Raw genomic sequence first — 19227 nt, 5'->3', positions numbered from 1 at the left:
AACTAAACGATCTCAATCCTTTCAATTAAAGAAGAAGATCGTTTAAAAGTTCTTTATTTACTTTACGTCTTTATTTGTTCGAAAAAATATCCATCGCTCTTTTTACATCCTTTTTGATTGCTTCTCTGGCTATGACTGTTAAATCATGGTAGAAAAGGTTAGGTTCTTTTTGAATATATTCTTTTACAGCCAGTGCACCTGCTTTGGCAGCATAACTGTAATAATTAATTTTTCTTACCCCTGCATTAATGACATTAATATAATCTTGCTTTTCCAACCCTGAACCCCCATGCATAACAACCGGTCGTTGAATATTCTTAAAAATAGATTTCAATCTCTCAATATCCAAATATGGCTCTGAAATATAGATACCATGTACCGTTCCAAACGATGCTGCTAATGCATCAATCTCTGTCCTATCAACAAAATCTTTGGCAACAATTGGGTCTGTATATAAATCCGTTCCAACACTTACTTCATCTGTTCCACTTGCTGTTTCTTCACCACCAATTCCAGATGAAGTCATCATTCCTAGCTCTGCTTCAACCGAAATTTCAAATTGCTTTGCATAATTAACAATTTCTTTGACAACTTTTATATTATCCTCATAATGCATATGAGAAGCATCAATCATTACAGAACTAAACCCTAGATCAATTGCTTTTTTGACATTTTCTAACGTAGAACCGTGATCTAAATGAACAGTTACAGGAACACGCGCTTTTTTAGCAAATTCTACAAGTACTGGGCCGATAACTTCTATTGGATTAACCACATTATGGACTTCTGCATGTGACAAAATAACCGGCACATGCAACTCCTCTGCAGCTACAATTACAGCTCTTGCTGTTTCTAAAGTCGGTGAATTAAAAGCACCTACTGCAAAGTTTCCTTCTTCTGCGTTTGATAAATTTTCTTTTAAAGTTACTAACATGTTGAACCTCCTCTATACTATTATGATGTTTAATGAGTTGAAACGGTTTCCTGTTCTACTTTATCTCTATCAATTTTTTCGAAAGATTGATAGGCACACCACATGACAAGTAAACCGATTGTACTGATATTAAAAAATATAAATAAGTCTAAAAGTATTAGCAGAAGATAGGTCAACAGAGCACTAAGAACGGCAATGATTGTGTACATAGGACTGGTTACGCCAATCAGAAAAGCATTTTTTATAGTTTGGAATAATGAAGTATCATAATGAACAAATACAGGAAATATATACATTAAAATAAGAATGTAAACTATTAACATACTAATCATTCCAAGAAATAAAATCTGTGAGACAACACCTTCCATACCACTCAAAAACATTAAATTATAATATATGATCCAACCAATGAAAGTTAAAATAAGACCAAGAACATTAGATTTTATAAATTCCGATTTATATGTCTTCCAATAAACTTTTCCGGTTGGGAAATCCGTATCTCCCATAATCCATTTGCGAGTTACTGTAAAGAGTGCAACTGTCGATGGAAAAAACCCAAATACAATCAACCCTACTAGGCTAAATATGACCCATAAAAGGTTTAAATATGCTAAACGAACAAACCACCTGCAGAAACTATATGCAATACCTGCAAATCCACCAATCTCCACAATAGTGCCTCCCTCCTATTCTAATTCCTCTATCAATGTTTCTAGCTTTATCTTCTGAATATCCGCATCATTAATCACCCAGTTCGCCTCATCGCTGAATTAGATGTGATACTTAGTAGTTTCTTCATTTAATTTACTTCACTCATTTATGAATCAGGCCTACCAGTGCTAACTTTTCAAGAACGGCTCTTCTGTAGGCCTGGTTTGCTGGAGCAAGAATTTTTCTTGGGTCAAATTCTTTAGGGTTTTCGTTCAAGTATTCTCTTACGGCTTTTGCCCAAGGCGCTTTTAACTCTGAAGCAATATTAACTTTGACAATTCCATGTCTGATTGCTTCTTTCAGTTCACTTTGCCCTACTCCTGATCCCCCATGTAAGACTAGTGGAACGGAAACAAGTTTGCGAATCTCTTTTAAACGTTCAATATCTAAGTGAACTGGACCTTTGTATATTCCATGTGAAGTTCCAATTGCTACAGCCAAAGCATCGACATTAGTCAATGAAACAAATTTTTGCGCTTCTTCTGGAACAGTTAAGACCTGATCTTGATCATCATTATTTTCGTGCGCCATCCCAACATGGCCTAATTCTGCTTCAACAGAAACGCCAGCTTGGTGTGCGTACTCTACAATTTCTGTCGTTTTCGAAGCGTTCTCATTAAATGGTAGTGTTGATCCGTCGAACATCACTGAACTAAATCCAGCGTCGATACATTCTTTAATTCTGTCCAACTCTTTTCCGTGATCATAATGAAGGACAATTGAAACTGATGATCTATCAATGGCTCCTCTGGCTACGTTCATAACATGACTTATTCCACTGAACTGCAATGTATCCTCGGTAATTTGAATAATAAGTGGGATTTGAAACTCTTCAGCAGTATTGACAAGCTGAGGTATCATATCAAGAACATGCGCATTAAACGCAAAGGTGGCTTTATGATCAGCAACTGAAGCATTTAAAACTTCACTTAAGGTTTTCAAAGCCATTTATACCAAACTCCCTCTCAATCTATTATTTAACAGCACCACTAACGATTCCATTTACAACTCTTTTCTCAAATATTAAATAAAGGATCAGTAATGGCATTATTGTAACAATTGCAAAAGCAAGCACAATTGGCCATTCTTGAATTCCGATACTATCTCTTAACATAAATAGTTGGTAAGGTAGTGTTCTCATATCAGAAGATGAAGTTAAAGAAAGTACAAACGGGAATTCATTCCAAGCTTCTCGTAAAGAAAATATACTGACTGTAATAATCGCTGGTAATGAAATTGGCATAACGACATACCAGATAATCTGCCACGGCTTTGCACCGTCTATAGCAGCGGCCTCTTCCAATGATTTTGGAATTACTTTGAAAAACCCTGCCAATATCCATGTCGCTAAAGGAACAGCCGATGCCGTATACGTTAAAATCAAAGCCCCATAAGTGTCATATAAACCAATTGCAGTCATACCTGTGAACAGTGGGACGATTAGTGCTGCTCTCGGTAAAATTCGAGGTACTAAGATAAAGACTAACAATATATGACGCCATTTAAATGCATATCTCGCAAATGCGTAACCAGCCATTATACTAACTCCAACCGCTAACACAGTAGTGATTATTGCTAAAAAAGCACTATTAAATAAGTATTGCCAAAAATTTGGGAGTTGAAATACTCGAATGTAATTCGTTAGGTTAAAAGATTCTGGTATTAAACTTGGTGGTGTATTATATACTTCAACTGGTGTTTTAAACGACGCAGAGAAGGCCCAAACTAAAGGAGTTGTTGTCCATAACATCAATATAATAAGTGGAACCCAATATAAGCGATTACCTAACCATCTTTTTAAGTTCGCCATTTTATCACTCCGTCACCTTAAAAATTTTCAGATAGATCATACTAGTAATGACATTAAATATTAATATGATTACCATTACTGCACTACCAAGTGAATATTTTAACTCACTAAATGCGACATTATACATATAAACAGCCATAACTTCAGTCGCTCTTCCTGGGCCCCCTCCAGTTAATGGTAATATTACGTCAAACATGTTAAAGCTTGCGAAACTCAACCATATTAAGCTGATTCCCATCATTGGTGCAATAAGAGGCAAGATAATATTCCAAAATATCTTTAACCTTGAAGCACCATCAACGATTGCTGCCTCAAATAGTTCCTGATCGATACTTTGAATTCCAGCTAATAATATTAGCGTTGCAAACGGACATACAAACCAAACATTTGCCAGTATTACTACGACTAATGCCCAAACTGGTGAAGATAAAAAAACAATTTGATCAAGGCCAATTGTTGTTAACATCATATTTATCAAACCAACATCCCCACTAAAAACAAATCGGAACATAACAGCTGTTGCAATCCCCGATACTAGAAATGGAATAAGTGCTAACCCTTTAAAAAAATTACTAAACCTCTTAGCTCTATATAAACTTAATGCAAACAACATCGCCAGGACGAGTCCGAGTACAACACTGCCAAATACAAATACAAGGGAGCGTAAAAGAGAACTGATAAACTGTTCTGTCGTAAATAATTCAATATAATTCTGTAAGCCTACAAATGGTGACCCGGGTACATTTAAATTCACACCCCAAAACGACATGAATGTTCCTGCCACAACAGCATATCCCAGAACTCCTACAACAAATAAAAGAGCAGGAAATATTAAAATATATGGAACTGACTTCTTCTTGAATTTATTCCAATTATTTTTTTTAACCGGATTGTGACCAGGTTTCATATTTATCTCTGGATTCGTGTTCACAGTTTTTCCTCCCTGGCTTAAAAGTAATAGTAATGCTACATGTACCGGTTAAATCAAAATGTACACCGGTACATGTAAGTTTATAAAATACTCATTAATTATCTAATTCATTAAGCTTCTCTTGATATTCTTGAACAATTTCACTTGGATCACTATCATAATTACTTAGAGCTTCTTGAACCATTTCACCAAGGATGTCATATACTTCTGGTTGCCGAAGATGACTTGGCAGGACTACCCCTGATGCAAAAGCCTCTTCAAAACCATGTGACCATTCATTGACTTCAAAATACTCTTCCATAACTTCTGCATTCGTAGTTGGTTGATACCCCATTGCAACATCTCTTACAATTTCGGTATCCGTTAAATATTGAAGAACTTTCACAACTTCTTCCGGATGTTCTGTATCTGAGTTAACAATTAATGGCCAACTAAACATATTGACTCTAAAGTCATCTTCTCCACCTGGTCTGTGAGGTTGAACCATGCCTTCCCACTCTGTTCCATATTCTAATTCGTCTTGGAAAGCTGCAAACATGTTAAATGCCTCTGGAATCATAGCAGCATTTCCACTCATAAATGATCCTCTCATCGCACCTGAGTCCCAAGAAAGAACTTCATTACTCGTTAATCCTTCTCTAACTAACGTTTGGTGGAAATCTACAATGTATTCCCCAGCATCAGAATCAACGACTGGTAATCCAGTATCACTATACTGTCCGCCCATTGACATAAACATTGATGAAAACCAAAGTGGTGGTGTTGTACGGTCTCCTGGTGTAACAAAACCATATTGCTGGTTAGATAAGTGTCCATCGTCTTTCAGTGTTCTTGCAGCATCTAAGACATCATCCCAAGATTCTGGTTCTGCAATTCCTGCTTCTTCAAACCAATCTTTGCGATACGCCATCCAGTAAGGTGCAGCATGAACAGCTAAACCATAAGGTCTTCCTTCATAACTAGGAATATCAAAAGCTTGAGACATTAAATTATTATAACTATCCGGATCTTCCTCTTCCCATTGTTCGTAATATGGTGTCATATCAAGAGCTGCTTCTTGTACTGCAAGAGTTTGTGAATACTCATGAAAAATTTGTACCATATCTGGAGCATTTCCAGCATTATGATTACGAAGATAATCTGCAACAGCCTGTTCAAGGGGAATAACATCCCATTCAACTGTGATACCTGGGTTTTCCTCATGAAACTTATCAAATTGGTCATCAGGAATAAATTGTTCACGTCCAAACCAGATTGAGACTACTTTATCTTCATCATCTCCCTCGGAAACTTCATTTCCATCATTTTCTCCAGTGTTCTCATTTTCGTCGACGTTATCAGGTCCACCAGTGTTCTCAGTTCCGCCACAACCAACAAGTATTGCAGATAATAGTAAAATCATAATACCCCAGAAAAATCCCAAATTCCTCTTCATTTTACACTCCCCTTTAATATTATTTTGAATTATTACCATTATGAGGCAATAAAAACAAACACATCTATTAAATTTATCGAATATTCTGAATTATATTGCCAAATTAATTTTTATTTTTTAGTTGTGGTCATTAAATTTTTGTTATGATGATGATTAATAAATTCCCAAACTGTCGTTTCGTTGAATTCCAATTCCATTGGTCCAAAACTTTGAGTTGCCATCGCACCAACAGCATTTGCAAATTTCAATATTTTCTCATCTTCCCATTTATGAATGAGCCCACATACAACACCTGCACAATATGAATCACCTGCGCCTGTAGGATCGACTTCATTAATTTTAAATCCACGTGCATAAATAGAATGATCTGGCCGATATAAAATGGAACCTTCTTTGCCCAATTTGAGAAACACTTTTTTTACGCCTGTTTGAAATAATTTTTCAATTGCTTCAGTTCGATCATTTAAACCCGTAATAGTCAGTTCTTCTCCTTCACTCGGCATGACATAGTCACATAAAGGAAGCAGTTCATCGATAAATTGCATATCTTTATCAGATAATAACTCTGGTCTGATATTCGGATCAAAACTCAGCGTACCACCATTAGATTTAATCAACTTTGCTGCTGCAATAGCTAAATCCCTAACTTTTTCGTTAATAGTTAAGGATGAGCCATTAAGATGTAACCAATCAAAACCTTTGATAAATTCTTCATCAAGATCATTTTGCTCTATTTCTCCGCAAGCTGTATTATCAATATGGAATAGAAAATCTCTGCTTCCATCTGAATTGTAAGTAACAAATGCTATACCTGTAGGAAGAGTTGATGTTCTTACCGCATGTAAGTCTATCGTTTTTTTTGATAAATGATCCAAACAATTTTTACCGAATGAGTCAATACCGACTTTGGAAATTATACCGGTCTCATGTCCTAATGAAGCCAAGTTGTATATAAAGATAGCTGGAGCTCCACTTGGATAAGGTCCTTTAAATTCTCCTCGTTTAAACAATGGTACATCTAAATTAGGTCTCATTATTTCTACGAGAATTTCTCCTAGGGTAATTACTTTCAAATACTCCTCCTCCTTTTTTTAAAGCGCTTAAATATCTTTATCCTTTATGATTAAGTACAATATATCATTAATTAAGCGCTTACATTTATGATTATCAACAACAAAAAGTGGGGTATATGAACTATTATAATTTTCAAATTAATACTAAAGAGAAAATGACTACCTTTTTGTAGTCATTTCTCTACCTTTCTAGATTTCTTTCGGTATTCACTGGGAAGACAACCGACATGTTCTCGAAAGATTCTACTAAAATGTTTGTCGTCCAAGTAACCAATTTGTTCAGCGATCAAGTGAATTTGTTCATTCGACTGCTCAATCATTGATTTAGCTTTTTCAATTCTCCACTCTCGAAGATAGGTATGAAAAGACTGCCCTACGATATCTTTAAAAGATTTATTAAAGTAACTGCGACTCATATTTACATCTTTAGCTACTTCTGCAGCAGTTAAATTTTCATGTAAGTTTTGTTTTATGATAGTTAGTGATAATAAAACGCTATTTACAACTTCTTCAGCATAGGGCGTAGCAACTGTCATTTTTATTGTTCTCCGATAATTACCTAACCATTTTTTTAATTCATACCAACTATTAAAGTCGCGTTGACACTCTGTATGAGCTAATTGAATAAACGGATATTTATTATTCCATTCACTTGCAACTTCCTTTACTATATTGTTTAGTCGTTCCCCCGAAATTCGTTGCTCTTCTATACTTTTTAGTAATTTCGTAAATTGTTCATCATCATATACCCATTCAAAGGCATACATCTGATTTTTTATCATTGATTCAGCCTCACTATAGAGTAAATGTTTATTTTCTATATCTCGAAAACTTTGTACAATCATCTGGCATTGATCGCAGGAATCATAAAAAAATAGTTTCTCTTTGTATGAGCTAAGTTGATGTTAGCCTAAATAGTGGACACGGTAAATTGGGAGAAATTCTAGTATAATGATATCTAACAATTTAACGGGAGTGTCCAATATGAGAAAAACGTATGATAAGGAATTTAAAGTCCAAGCAGTCCGTATGGTAAAGGAGGACGGGAAAAGAATAGCTGAAGTCGCTAGAGAATTAGACCTGGCAGAACAAACGCTGCACAACTGGATAAAGAAATATGATATCGGTAAAGAAGCAGCTTTTGTAGGCAGTGGGAATGTACATGCCGAAGACAAAGCTGAACGAGATTTTAAGAAACGTATTCGAGATCTAGAAGAGGAAAATGCGATCTTAAAAAAGGCTATGGGCATCTTCGCCAAAGACCAGAAGTAATTTATGACTTCATCAAACAGCACCGACACGATCACCGTGTAGCGAAGATGTGCCAGGTATTAGGTGTTTCAAAAAGTGGCTACTACGCTTGGTTAAAGCGTCCAAAGAGTAGCCAAAAAAAGAAGCGAGAAAAGGTAACCGCACGCATTAAGAGAATCCATTTAGAGTCAAGGAACACATATGGAAGCCCGAAGATCACAAAAGTGTTGCAGGGCGCTGGGGTCAGGATTTCTCAGAAAACAGTGACACGGATTATGAAGGAAAGTGGCATCCGTTCAAAAACGGTTAAAAAGTACAAAGCAACAACCAACTCGAAACATAATCTACCGATCTATCCAAATCTATTAAACCAACAGTTCACCGTAGAACGCCCAGGACAAGTGTGGGTAGCTGATATTACGTATATATGGACGAGCGAAGGTTGGCTGTACTTAGCATCGGTTATGGACCTTTATTCAAGGCGTATTATAGGCTGGGAAATGGATGGACGGATGACGAAGGAACTTGTTATAACAGCTCTAAAACGAGCGATGATTACACAGCCACCAGCACCTGGTCTTATCCACCATTCCGATCGTGGAAGCCAATATGCCTCCAACGATTATCAAGCATTATTACGTGAAAATGACGTGACATCAAGCATGAGTAGAAAGGGTAACTGTTACGACAACGCATGCATAGAGTCCTTTCATGGTGTGATCAAACGTGAGTTAATTTTCCATGAAAACTATAAGACTAGAAATCAAGCGAAAAGAAGCATCTTTGAATATCTTGTGAGCTTTTACAATTACAAGCGAATCCATTCAACCAATAATTATATGTCTCCAATGGCTTATGAAAAGCAGTATTTCAAAGCTGTATAGAAGGATATTACCCTCTCTGTAAGAGTAAGGGTTACGTCCCTTACTTCTTACAGAGAGGACAGCAAGCAAAGCGCGGTAGGGTTTGACTGAAATCTCCCTATTCGCTGTGTCCATTTTCTTGACATAGTATCAAATATCCTAAATATTCGATTAAGAAATTCCCCTTTAATATGATTGACTTCGACGATAAAAATTCCTGGTGCTTCTTTAAATTTCAATGATAGCTGCTTAGCTATATCTGACTGATCTGAATGGGAGATGCAGAACCAAAAGTTCTGATCAACTTGTTGAAGATAACATACGTTTTGTTCTTGTATGTCTTTTAGCAAATCCTTTAAGTCCTCCTCATCTCGAAAAAACATAGCACAACCACTGTCTGTAGTAAACAAAGCTTCTGTAGAACCCTGACTTATTTCTTTATGTTTATCAGTAATTCGGTTATAAATTCTTTCCAATACTTGATCAAATTTTCCTGTTTCTAGTTCGACTTTCTTTATAAAATCAATCACTCCCAAACGGAGCGCTTCCTGGATATACTCAAAATCCTGATGAAGAGTAAGTACAACGAGATGAATACTTAAATATCGCTGTTTTACCTCACGCATCAATTCAATCCCTGACATGACCGGCATGTTAATATCTGTGATAATTAGGTCGACGGAGTTGTTTTCAATAAATTCCAATGCCTTTTTACCATTGCTAGCTTCCCCAATAACCTTCATCTCAAAATCACTCCAAGGCATCGCAAATAAGAGTCCCTTTCTCACCAAATGATCGTCATCTACAATTAGGACATGTATCACTGGATCTCCCCCCTATTTATTTCTATTACTCTCTATTTAATAATTTCTATTAAGTGGAATACTGATAATAATAGTCGTTCCTCCTTGTTTCCCACTGATAATTTTCATATGAGCTTGGTCTTTATAATGAGACTCCAACATCCTTTTCACATAATTCATTCCAATACCTACTCCGTTCCTGTTTTTTCCACGTCCACACTCTAATATTTCTTTCTTCTCACTTTCAGAAAAACCAATTCCATTATCATGAATACTGATACTGATATGATTATTTTTTTGATTAACTTCGACATCAATTCTCCCATCATCATCTAAACCATGATATATCGCATTTTCCACAATAGGTTGGAGAATGAACCTCGGCACAGTGGTTTCCAAGAGCTCAGGATCCACATTAATTTCAACATTGTAAGTAAACTGATACCTTATCTCCTGCAACTTACAATATTCATTAAGTGATTCTAACTCTTCAGCGATCGTAGATGCTTTCCCTTGCCTTTTCAAATTATAGTAAAGCAATTTATTTAATGAAGAAACAACTCGATTAATCTCGTCCTGATTATTGAGTACCGCTAGCCACCGAACTGTATCTAATGTATTCATAAGAAAGTGAGGATTAATTTGATGCATTAATTTTTCTATTTCGAGATCTGCACGCTTTTTTTCTTTGATTTCTATTTCCTGAATCAAGTCGGAAATTTCAGTTTTCATTAAATGGAACTTCTCCAACAGATCATCATATTCAGGTATATTACTCGGAAGCGAAACATATTGAAAATTGTTTGTTGTAATAGCTTTGATTTCAGCTTCAAAATTACGAATTGGCTTGTATACCATCACCCAAATTAACCAACTAATGATGATACTCAGAAGACCAAAAATAACGGCTAACACCAGCATTTGAACAATCCATTTATTTTTCTCTTCATTATAATCATTCTGAGCAATAAGCGAGACTATACTCCATCCTTCTTTATTTGTCTTCATAAACCAATAGTATCCGTTTATAAGTCCAGACTCCTCACCTTGATCAGTAATATCAAAATGATAATTAACTGGGAAAAGTGAATTAAGCTCACTAAAAGTAACTCTATCTTTATCATCTAATAACAAATAAAAAGAATTTTTGGAAATTTGATCAACCTCTAAAATTCTTTGTATAAAATTGAAATTTGTTTCGATGTAAATGTAAACCGATTGTTCCTCGTTAGGTAAATTAACTTCCCTTAATAACGACAACACATAATGTGTTTGCAGATTATTATTACTTAAATGCGGACCATAGTAAGTTACATTTCTATATTCATCAAGTACCGGTAAGTTCTCGAGCGGTGAAGAATCTTTAATAGGTAAATTACGAAATAAGATTGTTCCATCTTCGGCAATATACGTCGTTAAACCTGCAACTGAATTTGAATGCGAACTGTACACCAACTCATTCTTAATCTCATTTTCAAGTGTAATCGTACGTGTCACATCATCGGTCGTCAAATATTCTTCTAACTTGATTGCTAAATTGCCAGGATAAACAAATTGCTGGGACGTTTGATTTAAATTATCAAGTAGATGGTCTAAAGTCAGTTCAACTTGCTTCAAATTACTTTGAACATTTTCTTCAAGCTTATTTTCTAAAATGGAGTATATCGCATTGTAAGAAACAATCGTTGTTACTAAAAATGGAATAAAAACTACTACTGTAAAAAGAAATACAATACGTTTCTTCAAAGTAAGTGACTTTATATATTTTGAAATCCACCTCTGCAAAATCATCCCCCCTTTTATTTTTTGCCATTGTCCACCTCACCTGATGTTAAGAAATTAAATTCAACGCAGCACGGGTTCTTGTGGTAAAATACCATAAAGGAAGTGACTTAATATTCTAACTATTAAAACAATATTGGAAAAGAGGTCATATTTATGTCTAAAGAATTGGACTTTAAAGCAGAAATAGTTGGTGTCTATGGTACTCCTATCTCAGATAATCCCACAGGCGTCATGTTTGAATTCGCTTTCAAAAGTTTAGATATCAACTGGCGTTATTTAACACTTGAAGTATCTGAACAAAATCTTAAGAATGCAATTGATGCAATAAGAGCCTTGAATTTTAAAGGAGTTAATTTAACAATTCCTCACAAGGTTGCTGCGATGAAATATTTAGATCGAATTTCACCAGATGCAGAAGTGATAGGAGCCGTAAATACCATCAGACATAAAAATGGTAAACTAATTGGAGAAAATACCGATGGAAAAGGTTTTTTAAAATCATTAATTGATAATGGCAAAGTTAGTCCAAAAAACCAGAATATAGTCGTTCTTGGAGCAGGGGGAGCAGCTAGAGCCATTACGACAGAACTCGCCCTTGCCGGTGCCAAGCAAATCACTGTAGTTAATCGGACCGTTACACGCGGTGAAGAATTAGTGGATCGATTAAACAAATATACTAAAACTCAAGCTGTCTTTTCACATTGGCATCCAAATTATGCAATTCCATCGGATACCACTATACTCGTTCAAGCAACTTCGATTGGTTTATATCCAAATATTTACGAATACCCTCAAATAAATTATGAAAGTTTAAAGAGTAGCACTGTTGTTTGTGATGTTATACCAAATCCTCCCAACACCAAATTTCTTATAAAAGCAAAAAAACGAGGATGTCATACCCTAGATGGACTTGGTATGCTTGTAAATCAAGGTGTAATCGCTTTTGAAATGTGGACTGGTCATGAAGCCCCAAGGTCCGTTATGCACGAAGCATTAACAAAGGTGTTTAAAGTGTAGCTATTTAAGAAAAATTCTCCCGTTTAAATCAAAAAATACAGATTTATTATTCTATACATTTTATTTCAACAAAAATAACTAAAGTACCTTTAAATGTGATTACAAAATAATTCTTTATTGAAATTAACTGAATTGAGGAGAAATTCAATGCAAATTGTTGAACTAAAGGACAGGAATAGCCTATTTGAAGAAGCAATTCAAGTATTTTGGAAAGAATGGGGAAACGAGAACAATTATCAATTTTATGAGGATTGTATGATTCATTCTTGTAGTGTTCCATCAGAAATCCCAAAGTTTTATGTGGCGATAGAAGAGGGAGAAATTATTGGAACCTATGCATTATTAAGAAATGATCTAAATAGCCGCCAAGATTTATGTCCTTGGCTCGCCTGCTTATTCGTGAAAGATAAATATAGAGGAAGAAAAATAGGCTCAAAGTTACTTCAGCACAGTCTGAGAGAAGCAAAGAAAAAAGGATATGATAAACTTTATTTATCTACAGATCTTGATGGATACTATGAAAAATATGGATGGAAAAATAGCGGAATAGTTTATGGGGTAAGTGGAGAATATATCAAGCTGTATGAAAAAGAAACAGTTTAAAAAACAATCCTTAAGTCAAGGGAATCTGAACGATTTCATTAGGAGAAAGTCGCTTAAAGTTTTATCTCAAAGTATTTTGTTTTCTTTTCAATCGTCGCTAACTTCTTAATTATTAACTTTTTCATTACCACCTCACACCTACTCGATTATTAAAAGCTTGTACAGCCTCGATTAACACCCACTGCTTTGGAAACGCTCGCCGGATTTCTTCCCATTTGATATCAGTCATCTTCGAATTTCTTTAACTCTATTTTATCATGTAACGTTTCGCTTTTAATAGCATGAAGATACTCTAGATAAGGTCAAATAACACAATAAAAATTATATCTACTGTGTAATTCTTAAAGAAGTTGGTATACTTAAATTAATACACTGGGGAAAATATTAATTAACTAAGGAGTGTGTTCATGATGGTTGGAGTAGAGATTGATATGGTTGTGAAAGATAGCTTAAGAGCATTGGAATTATACGAAAATATATTTGATATCAAACGTGTTGAGGTTTCAAGCCTTCCGCTTGGCGAAAATGAGGTTGTTTTCTCCTTATACGACGTTCACTTCCACTTTTTAGATGAAAACCCAGAATTTCATTTGATCGCACCTAGTATTGATGACCCAAAAACTAGTTGGATTAATGTAACTGTCCCAGACATTGAGGAGACTTATGCAAAAGCGCTGGAATTAGGTTGTACAGAGGTGCAACCAGTGACTAATATTCCAGACTACGGAGTAATGAATGCCATATTCACGGATCCGTTTGGATATATATGGATGCTCCATCAAGTAAAGAAAGTGGTTAGTCATGAAGAGCGCATTCAGCTTTGGGAGGATAAAAAGAAAAAATAACAATCAGTATTTTCCATTGAAAAAGCCAATATTATAAAAAAGACCAATTAGGGTACCTAATTGGTCTTCTTGTAATATTGAATTAATATTTGGGCTGTTTTAAAGTTGAATTGATAAGTCATAATCTAACATTGATTAGATCACCTTTCCTCTACTTCACCAGTTTCTTTATCAACTAGATACCAAGCGAGAGTATTTGTCATCTGCGCCTCGCCTTCTTCTCCTGAAAATACAAATACTTGAGCTATAAAATTCCCTTCGTCATCTTCCCTATCAACACCAACTCTTAGATCGTCACTCTCAAAGTCTTCATGCTCATTAACATAATCAAACACGATGCCTGGAACATCATCTTCCGTCAATTCCATATTTTCTTCTTGTCCATTCATATCTGATGTATCTTCGGAATTGCTGTCATCATTAGCAGCGGAATCACTGTCGGAAATCCCTTTCAACAATGGATAAACGGAAATAACTCTGTCTGTTTCATTTACAATCTCGAGTTCCTCAACTTGAAAGTCAAGTGCAGCTAACTGAATGACTTGCTCAAAATCTTCACGCTCTTGTTCAGGTGCCTCTACATCCTCATTGATGTGGTATCTTACAGTTGCTTGATTCCCATTAATTGTTGCCTCTTCAATTTCCAAACCTTCGTAAATACCAGAATAATAAGAGCCATCGTCGTTCTCAACTGATGCCATCTCTTCAATCGTCTTGCCAAAATCAAGTAAGTCGTCATCTTCTGTATAGATTTCTTCTTCCGCTACAGCACCACTGATATACGTGTACTCGCCTCGTTCAGAGTTATCTTCAGACATAACATAGTATCCTCGAGTTGGCTCTTGTTCAATCTCAATCGGCTCCTCCCAAATATTTTCAGCAAAAGTAAGTCCTCTCTCTCCATCTTGATTAAAGAGGTTAATTTCATCTATTCCAAACCGAAAGCCAATTTCATGAAGCACTTCCCAAAATTGGTCAGACTCCGTGCTAGCCATACTCAAATTATCGTTCTCATCAAAATACAAGTTCACGACTGTTCCGTCCACCTCAAAATTGGTCATAGTAGACAACAGCTGATCCTGAGATGGATCACTTTCAATTAATGATTGTTCAAAAAGCTCCTCGCGTGTCATCTCATCGGTTGTTCGTGTGAAATAGAACATCAAATCAGATGGTTCCGTTCGGTCACTATAGATCAAGAAATCTCCTGTAACTTCTTCTTCCGTGTATTCATCCGACATTTCTTCTCCACTTTCGTTATCATTTCCTTCATCTTCATTATTGATAGATTCAGTTTGTTCTATATTCTCTTCACCATTTGACGACATTTCATTAGCAGGTTCTGTTTCTTCAGCATTATTGCAAGCTGCAACCACTAAAGTTACACAAACAATCCCTGAATTCATATTCCTTTTCTTCAAAATAAAAACCCTCCAGCATAAATGATCAGTTTCAAAAATCTGTTCCCTCGATTCAAAAGAACAAAACATCATCTTCCTACTGATCTTCAGGAATCTGTTTCGCGTTTGCTTAATGGTATTTTTATAGAGTTTTATTTTAAAGACGCAACAAGAGCAAGAGTTTGTTCAAATATTGCACTCATTTATGTTCAACAATTACTAGTTATTTCAAGACTTAATTAATCTATCTTTGCTTCAAATTTTACCTCCAACCAATTCTCTTCACTAATATCTATTAGTCTAATCATTCATGTACCATCCTATATTCTTATAGTACACAGGTTAAAAAATATTTTTAATTTTCTGTCTATTTATTTCAATACAGCAGTACATACCTTTTCTTTAAGAGATGGTCCCCGAGCACAATACAGATTATTGTTATTAGTTAACTAATCCACTTGTGGTTTTATTCGTAATTCCGACATTTACTTTTTACTATTTCTATAATAGTTCCCTATTATTGCTCCCAAAAAACCAACCAAAAAAATAAGGATTGCTTCAATATAGAAATTAGAAGGTTTAGTTATAGCAAAAATTATTACTGCTACGATTCCCACAAGAACGCCAATTAGTACATCCTGAATCTTAAGTTTCAAATTAACCTGCCCCTTATTTTAGTACGGTATAATACAGTAGTATCTAACATGAATATCCCTTTCTAAACTTTTAAAATAATTGATGGCTTCTTATTTACTAAAACTGCCAATCCATTAATGAATAGGAGCTAGGACATCAACAACGCCCAGTTCCACTAATGCTTGCACCTTAATGAGATTACTAAATACTTTCAGGTAAATGATTTTTATACATTTCTACTACATCACTGTACTTTTTTAAAGGCTTTATGGTTGTTGGATTTGGCTTTACATAAATAACAGGATAGTCCTTTTCATCAAATTTCTCATTAACTGAAAAGGCTAATCTTTCTTCTTCTATTGAAAATTGGGCATCAACACCAGTTTTGTTTCCACGAGAATCTAATCGAATCCATTTTTTAAGAGATTCTAAATAAACTGCATTCAAAGTATGGAGCGAATATCCTTTTTCTGGGGTGTCAAACAACATCAATCTCTGATAACAGAAACCTGTTGGTATTCCTTGCGATCGTAGTAGTGCTGCTAGTAGATTTGATTTTGCATAGCAAATTCCTTCTTTAAACTTTAATACATCTGATGCATCACAAGTAACCTGATTACCCTGAATATCCCAAGAATGTGATATTTCATCACGAACAAACTCAAAAGCAATTTTTGTTTTTTCAATTTCTGTTTGAGTTTGGTTAAAAAGTTCCTCATTTTTTTCTTTAATCATTGGATTAGAGTAATTAACTTCATCTAATTCAAGTAAATAATCTTCTAATTTTTCAGACTCACAAACTATTTTCATTATATTCCATCGCCCCCTTAAATCAACCGTTGTATTTATATTCAATTATTTGTGATTTATGCTAATACAAACCTATGATTATTAATGGTATCTCCCATGTAGCAAAGAAGTCGTGATGCATATCAATCCAACATAAAGGAATGCCATGTTCTATGAAGTTAGGCGTCCCTCAGTTCAATAAAATCAAGTTAAGCACTCAAATAGTCAACTGCGAAATTTATTTATCCAATAAAGCCCCAGAGCTTTAGTAATCTATTTTAATGTTAACACTAGTCCCCTTTTATTTGGGATGAAAATGTAAAAAAGTGTAACCACTTATTGCAGAAACGATTACCCTTTAGTAGAACAAGGTAATGTTAGTTATTTAAGATTTCCTCAATATTAGCAATTTCATAATCATTTAAAAATATAGTTGTTTTATCGTCCAAATCAACTATTAAATCTATCCAAAAACTTTTTGAAATACTGTCCTTGCCATAATAACTATTAAATACAAGTCCGTCTAGTTTTGCATGATTATTGGTATTAGAAACCCCCGATATATTTTTCTCAGCAGCTTTTAGCCAATTAACATGTAATTCCCATAAATATTCAATAATCTCAGTTAATTCGGAATCAAGAACTATCAGCGTCTCATCTAACTCATCAAAATAATCTTCCCAATTTGTAATAGAGCCCCAAAACGAAGAGATTTTTTGTGCATTATTTAGAGTTTCATTATTAAAATTAGCGTTGTTAAGATGGTTGAAATTTACAGCTATCCTCTCATATTCGTCAGTTATCCTTACTATATCTCTATTATAATCTCGAAGTAGGCTTGCCTGTCGCTTTGTTACTTTACCAGAATCTAAAATTTCACCATATGTGTTGTAATTATTAACAAGACTTATTGTAATCCTATGAATATCACTATTTAGTTTTTGAGAAATATGTTCTTCATACATTTTCTTTTCCTGATATTGAATATTAAGAAAAAATAATAAGATAACAATCGATAAACCATAAGATATTTGCTTATAATATTTTTTTATCAATGTTCTCACCCACAATAAGTATATTTTTTTATTGAATTCTTATAGTTCCTTCTTTAGTAATCTGCTCCTTTACTGGAATAAGAATAGCGACAATTTCTTGTGCTATCCCTCACCGTTGTTGAACCATCACTTACTAACTTTCTTGATGTTTTAATGATTCGTTTGAGCCTCTATTTCCAACGTCAATTTGTATGATTTGATTAGTACCCTTTTCATAAGTGTAAAAGTAATCTACATCAGATTCATCATTAAAAGTCACTACTACAGCATAAATTCTGTCATCTCCACCTATATTTACTATGGACATTTCTTCTATTACAGAGTCTCTATCATAGCCTCTATCCTCTAAGTGTAAAATCGTATTATCCATAAGTGCATCTTTTTCTTGGTTCGCTATAAATAAACGAATGCTACTAAACTCTATGTAAGCGAAGTTCATCGAATGCAACTTTAAGAATTTCTGTCAACATTTGTTGACCTAGTATAATGAAGGATAAGTCATATTAAATGATGATTCTCCTCTTTAGTGCTGCAACAGTACAAAAGGCTTCAAACTATTGCTTCTTGCCTAAGGAACGGTCTTATATTTATAATAACAATTGAGTTAATTGATTTGGGCTATTAAATAAAAAGGATGGATTCAGAGGGGATAACCTTTCAATTTTCCCTTCTCCCCAAAGTGCAGCAACACTTATCATATTTGCAGAGTGAGTTGCCTGAATGTCTGTCGGTTGGTCACCGATATATAAACAATCTATCGGCTTAACATTAAGTTTTTCAGCTAATTGTAATAAAGGATCAGGACTAGGTTTAAAAGCCTGACAATCTTCCTTTCCCATAACCACTTCAAAATAAGGATATAAACCAGTATTTTGTAACTCCATAGTCGCATTTTGTTTTAGTTTAGCTGTAACAAGACCTTATTTAAATCCCTTTTCTTTAAGAATTTGAAGCATTCCTTTAATCCCATCATATTCTTTAATCATATGGTTATATTTTCGATAATAATCTAATGTCTCTTCTATGATTTTTTCTATTTCAATGGATGATAAATAAGGAAATAAATCACTTAAGGCTTTGAATGGTTTTCCTAATAGATATTGTCTTTTAGCATCATCTATTTCCCTGTTTAATATTTTCTGAATGCCATAATTATAAGATTCCGAGCCTAACCATTCACTGTTAATTAACGTTCCATCCAAATCAAATAATACTGCTTTGAAACGATTCACACCAATTCTCAACTTAACTCAACCTCTCTCTTCTCAGCTAAAATCGGTTACAAT

18 protein-coding genes and 1 pseudogene are annotated in these 19227 nt (G+C 34.7%); 4 read left to right on the top strand and 15 right to left on the bottom strand.

Annotation, left to right across the window (positions count from 1 at the left end; all coding sequences use genetic code 11):
• Positions 1 to 70: 70 nt before the first annotated feature.
• From ACM26V_RS03815 to ACM26V_RS03780, 8 genes are all read right to left on the bottom strand, one after another.
• Entirely contained in the window at positions 71 to 934 is an 864-nt protein-coding gene (locus ACM26V_RS03815) for a class II fructose-bisphosphate aldolase (protein ID WP_416150129.1), read from the bottom strand.
• A 29-nt stretch (positions 935 to 963) separates the two neighbouring features.
• A complete protein-coding gene (locus ACM26V_RS03810) occupies positions 964 to 1605 on the bottom strand; it encodes a YesL family protein (protein WP_416150128.1) in 642 nt (213 codons plus the stop codon).
• A 142-nt stretch (positions 1606 to 1747) separates the two neighbouring features.
• Positions 1748 to 2593 carry a class II fructose-bisphosphate aldolase gene (locus tag ACM26V_RS03805; RefSeq protein ID WP_416150127.1) on the bottom strand — a complete coding sequence of 282 codons (846 nt, stop codon included), beginning with the start codon at positions 2591 to 2593 and terminating at the stop codon, positions 1748 to 1750.
• A gap of 25 nt (positions 2594 to 2618) precedes the next feature.
• Positions 2619 to 3455, bottom strand: coding sequence for a carbohydrate ABC transporter permease (locus ACM26V_RS03800; RefSeq protein ID WP_416150126.1), 837 nt, complete (start codon positions 3453 to 3455; stop codon positions 2619 to 2621).
• Positions 3456 to 3459: 4 nt separating this feature from the next.
• Complete coding sequence (locus ACM26V_RS03795) at positions 3460 to 4386, bottom strand: carbohydrate ABC transporter permease (RefSeq protein WP_416150125.1); 927 nt, start codon at positions 4384 to 4386, stop codon at positions 3460 to 3462.
• Between the two features lie 94 nt (positions 4387 to 4480).
• Positions 4481 to 5821: an ABC transporter substrate-binding protein gene (locus ACM26V_RS03790; RefSeq protein WP_416150124.1), complete on the bottom strand. Its 1341-nt coding sequence runs from the start codon at positions 5819 to 5821 to the stop codon at positions 4481 to 4483.
• Between the two features lie 110 nt (positions 5822 to 5931).
• Positions 5932 to 6894, bottom strand: a complete 963-nt coding sequence (locus ACM26V_RS03785) for a sugar kinase (RefSeq protein WP_416150123.1) — start codon at positions 6892 to 6894, stop codon at positions 5932 to 5934.
• A 173-nt stretch (positions 6895 to 7067) separates the two neighbouring features.
• Positions 7068 to 7676: a helix-turn-helix domain-containing protein gene (locus ACM26V_RS03780; RefSeq protein ID WP_416150122.1), complete on the bottom strand. Its 609-nt coding sequence runs from the start codon at positions 7674 to 7676 to the stop codon at positions 7068 to 7070.
• Between the two features lie 202 nt (positions 7677 to 7878).
• Between ACM26V_RS03780 and ACM26V_RS03775 the strand changes: the two genes are divergently transcribed.
• Positions 7879 to 9029, top strand: a protein-coding gene (locus ACM26V_RS03775) for an IS3 family transposase (protein WP_416150121.1) whose coding sequence is annotated in 2 segments (ribosomal slippage) — positions 7879 to 8137 and positions 8137 to 9029 — 1152 coding nt in all. Because the reading frame shifts where the segments join, the coding sequence is not laid out codon by codon here.
• Positions 9030 to 9076: 47 nt separating this feature from the next.
• Here ACM26V_RS03775 and ACM26V_RS03770 read toward each other — a convergent pair.
• The gene (locus ACM26V_RS03770; RefSeq protein ID WP_416150120.1) at positions 9077 to 9832 is read right to left on the bottom strand and encodes a response regulator; all 756 of its coding nucleotides are present in this window, start codon (positions 9830 to 9832) and stop codon (positions 9077 to 9079) included.
• Positions 9833 to 9868: 36 nt separating this feature from the next.
• Positions 9869 to 11596 (bottom strand): sensor histidine kinase, encoded by a 1728-nt coding sequence (locus ACM26V_RS03765; protein ID WP_416150119.1) that lies wholly within the window; start codon positions 11594 to 11596, stop codon positions 9869 to 9871.
• A gap of 153 nt (positions 11597 to 11749) precedes the next feature.
• Between ACM26V_RS03765 and aroE the strand changes: the two genes are divergently transcribed.
• The 3 genes from aroE (at position 11750) to ACM26V_RS03750 (ending at position 14061) form a co-directional block, all read left to right on the top strand.
• The gene (gene aroE / locus ACM26V_RS03760) at positions 11750 to 12613 is read left to right on the top strand and encodes a shikimate dehydrogenase (RefSeq protein WP_416150118.1); all 864 of its coding nucleotides are present in this window, start codon (positions 11750 to 11752) and stop codon (positions 12611 to 12613) included.
• A 147-nt stretch (positions 12614 to 12760) separates the two neighbouring features.
• Positions 12761 to 13216 (top strand): GNAT family N-acetyltransferase, encoded by a 456-nt coding sequence (locus ACM26V_RS03755; protein WP_416150117.1) that lies wholly within the window; start codon positions 12761 to 12763, stop codon positions 13214 to 13216.
• A gap of 410 nt (positions 13217 to 13626) precedes the next feature.
• Positions 13627 to 14061 carry a VOC family protein gene (locus tag ACM26V_RS03750; protein WP_416151781.1) on the top strand — a complete coding sequence of 145 codons (435 nt, stop codon included), beginning with the start codon at positions 13627 to 13629 and terminating at the stop codon, positions 14059 to 14061.
• A 140-nt stretch (positions 14062 to 14201) separates the two neighbouring features.
• Here the strand turns inward: ACM26V_RS03750 and ACM26V_RS03745 are convergent, their stop codons facing one another.
• The 5 genes and pseudogenes from ACM26V_RS03745 to ACM26V_RS03725 all read right to left on the bottom strand — a co-directional run bounded on the left by ACM26V_RS03745 (position 14202) and on the right by ACM26V_RS03725 (position 19173).
• Complete coding sequence (locus ACM26V_RS03745; RefSeq protein WP_416150116.1) at positions 14202 to 15482, bottom strand: hypothetical protein; 1281 nt, start codon at positions 15480 to 15482, stop codon at positions 14202 to 14204.
• An 816-nt stretch (positions 15483 to 16298) separates the two neighbouring features.
• Positions 16299 to 16907, bottom strand: a complete 609-nt coding sequence (locus tag ACM26V_RS03740; protein WP_416150115.1) for a transglutaminase-like domain-containing protein — start codon at positions 16905 to 16907, stop codon at positions 16299 to 16301.
• Positions 16908 to 17263: 356 nt separating this feature from the next.
• On the bottom strand, positions 17264 to 17941 hold the full coding sequence (locus ACM26V_RS03735; RefSeq protein WP_416150114.1) for a hypothetical protein: 678 nt from the start codon (positions 17939 to 17941) through the stop codon (positions 17264 to 17266).
• Between the two features lie 133 nt (positions 17942 to 18074).
• Positions 18075 to 18380: a hypothetical protein gene (locus ACM26V_RS03730; protein ID WP_416150113.1), complete on the bottom strand. Its 306-nt coding sequence runs from the start codon at positions 18378 to 18380 to the stop codon at positions 18075 to 18077.
• Between the two features lie 148 nt (positions 18381 to 18528).
• Positions 18529 to 19173: pseudogene (locus ACM26V_RS03725) on the bottom strand (HAD family hydrolase).
• Between the last annotated feature and the right edge of the window lie 54 nt (positions 19174 to 19227).

The organism is Salipaludibacillus sp. HK11, assembly GCF_047795645.1.
Lineage (GTDB): Bacteria > Bacillota > Bacilli > Bacillales > Salisediminibacteriaceae > Salipaludibacillus.
This window is presented reverse-complemented; position numbering and strand designations above follow the sequence as displayed.

What these genes read in the sequence shown, in the direction of transcription:
- ACM26V_RS03815 (WP_416150129.1), bottom strand. Translation starts at nt 934, where the DNA reads ATGTTAGTAACTTTAAAAGAAAATTTATCAAACGCAGAAGAAGGAAAC.
- ACM26V_RS03805 (WP_416150127.1), bottom strand. Translation starts at nt 2,593, where the DNA reads ATGGCTTTGAAAACCTTAAGTGAAGTTTTAAATGCTTCAGTTGCTGAT.
- ACM26V_RS03800 (WP_416150126.1), bottom strand. Translation starts at nt 3,455, where the DNA reads ATGGCGAACTTAAAAAGATGGTTAGGTAATCGCTTATATTGGGTTCCA.
- ACM26V_RS03790 (WP_416150124.1), bottom strand. Translation starts at nt 5,821, where the DNA reads ATGAAGAGGAATTTGGGATTTTTCTGGGGTATTATGATTTTACTATTA.
- ACM26V_RS03780 (WP_416150122.1), bottom strand. Translation starts at nt 7,676, where the DNA reads ATGATAAAAAATCAGATGTATGCCTTTGAATGGGTATATGATGATGAA.
- aroE (WP_416150118.1), top strand. Translation starts at nt 11,750, where the DNA reads ATGTCTAAAGAATTGGACTTTAAAGCAGAAATAGTTGGTGTCTATGGT.
- ACM26V_RS03755 (WP_416150117.1), top strand. Translation starts at nt 12,761, where the DNA reads ATGCAAATTGTTGAACTAAAGGACAGGAATAGCCTATTTGAAGAAGCA.
- ACM26V_RS03750 (WP_416151781.1), top strand. Translation starts at nt 13,627, where the DNA reads ATGGTTGGAGTAGAGATTGATATGGTTGTGAAAGATAGCTTAAGAGCA.
- ACM26V_RS03740 (WP_416150115.1), bottom strand. Translation starts at nt 16,907, where the DNA reads ATGAAAATAGTTTGTGAGTCTGAAAAATTAGAAGATTATTTACTTGAA.
- ACM26V_RS03730 (WP_416150113.1), bottom strand. Translation starts at nt 18,380, where the DNA reads ATGAACTTCGCTTACATAGAGTTTAGTAGCATTCGTTTATTTATAGCG.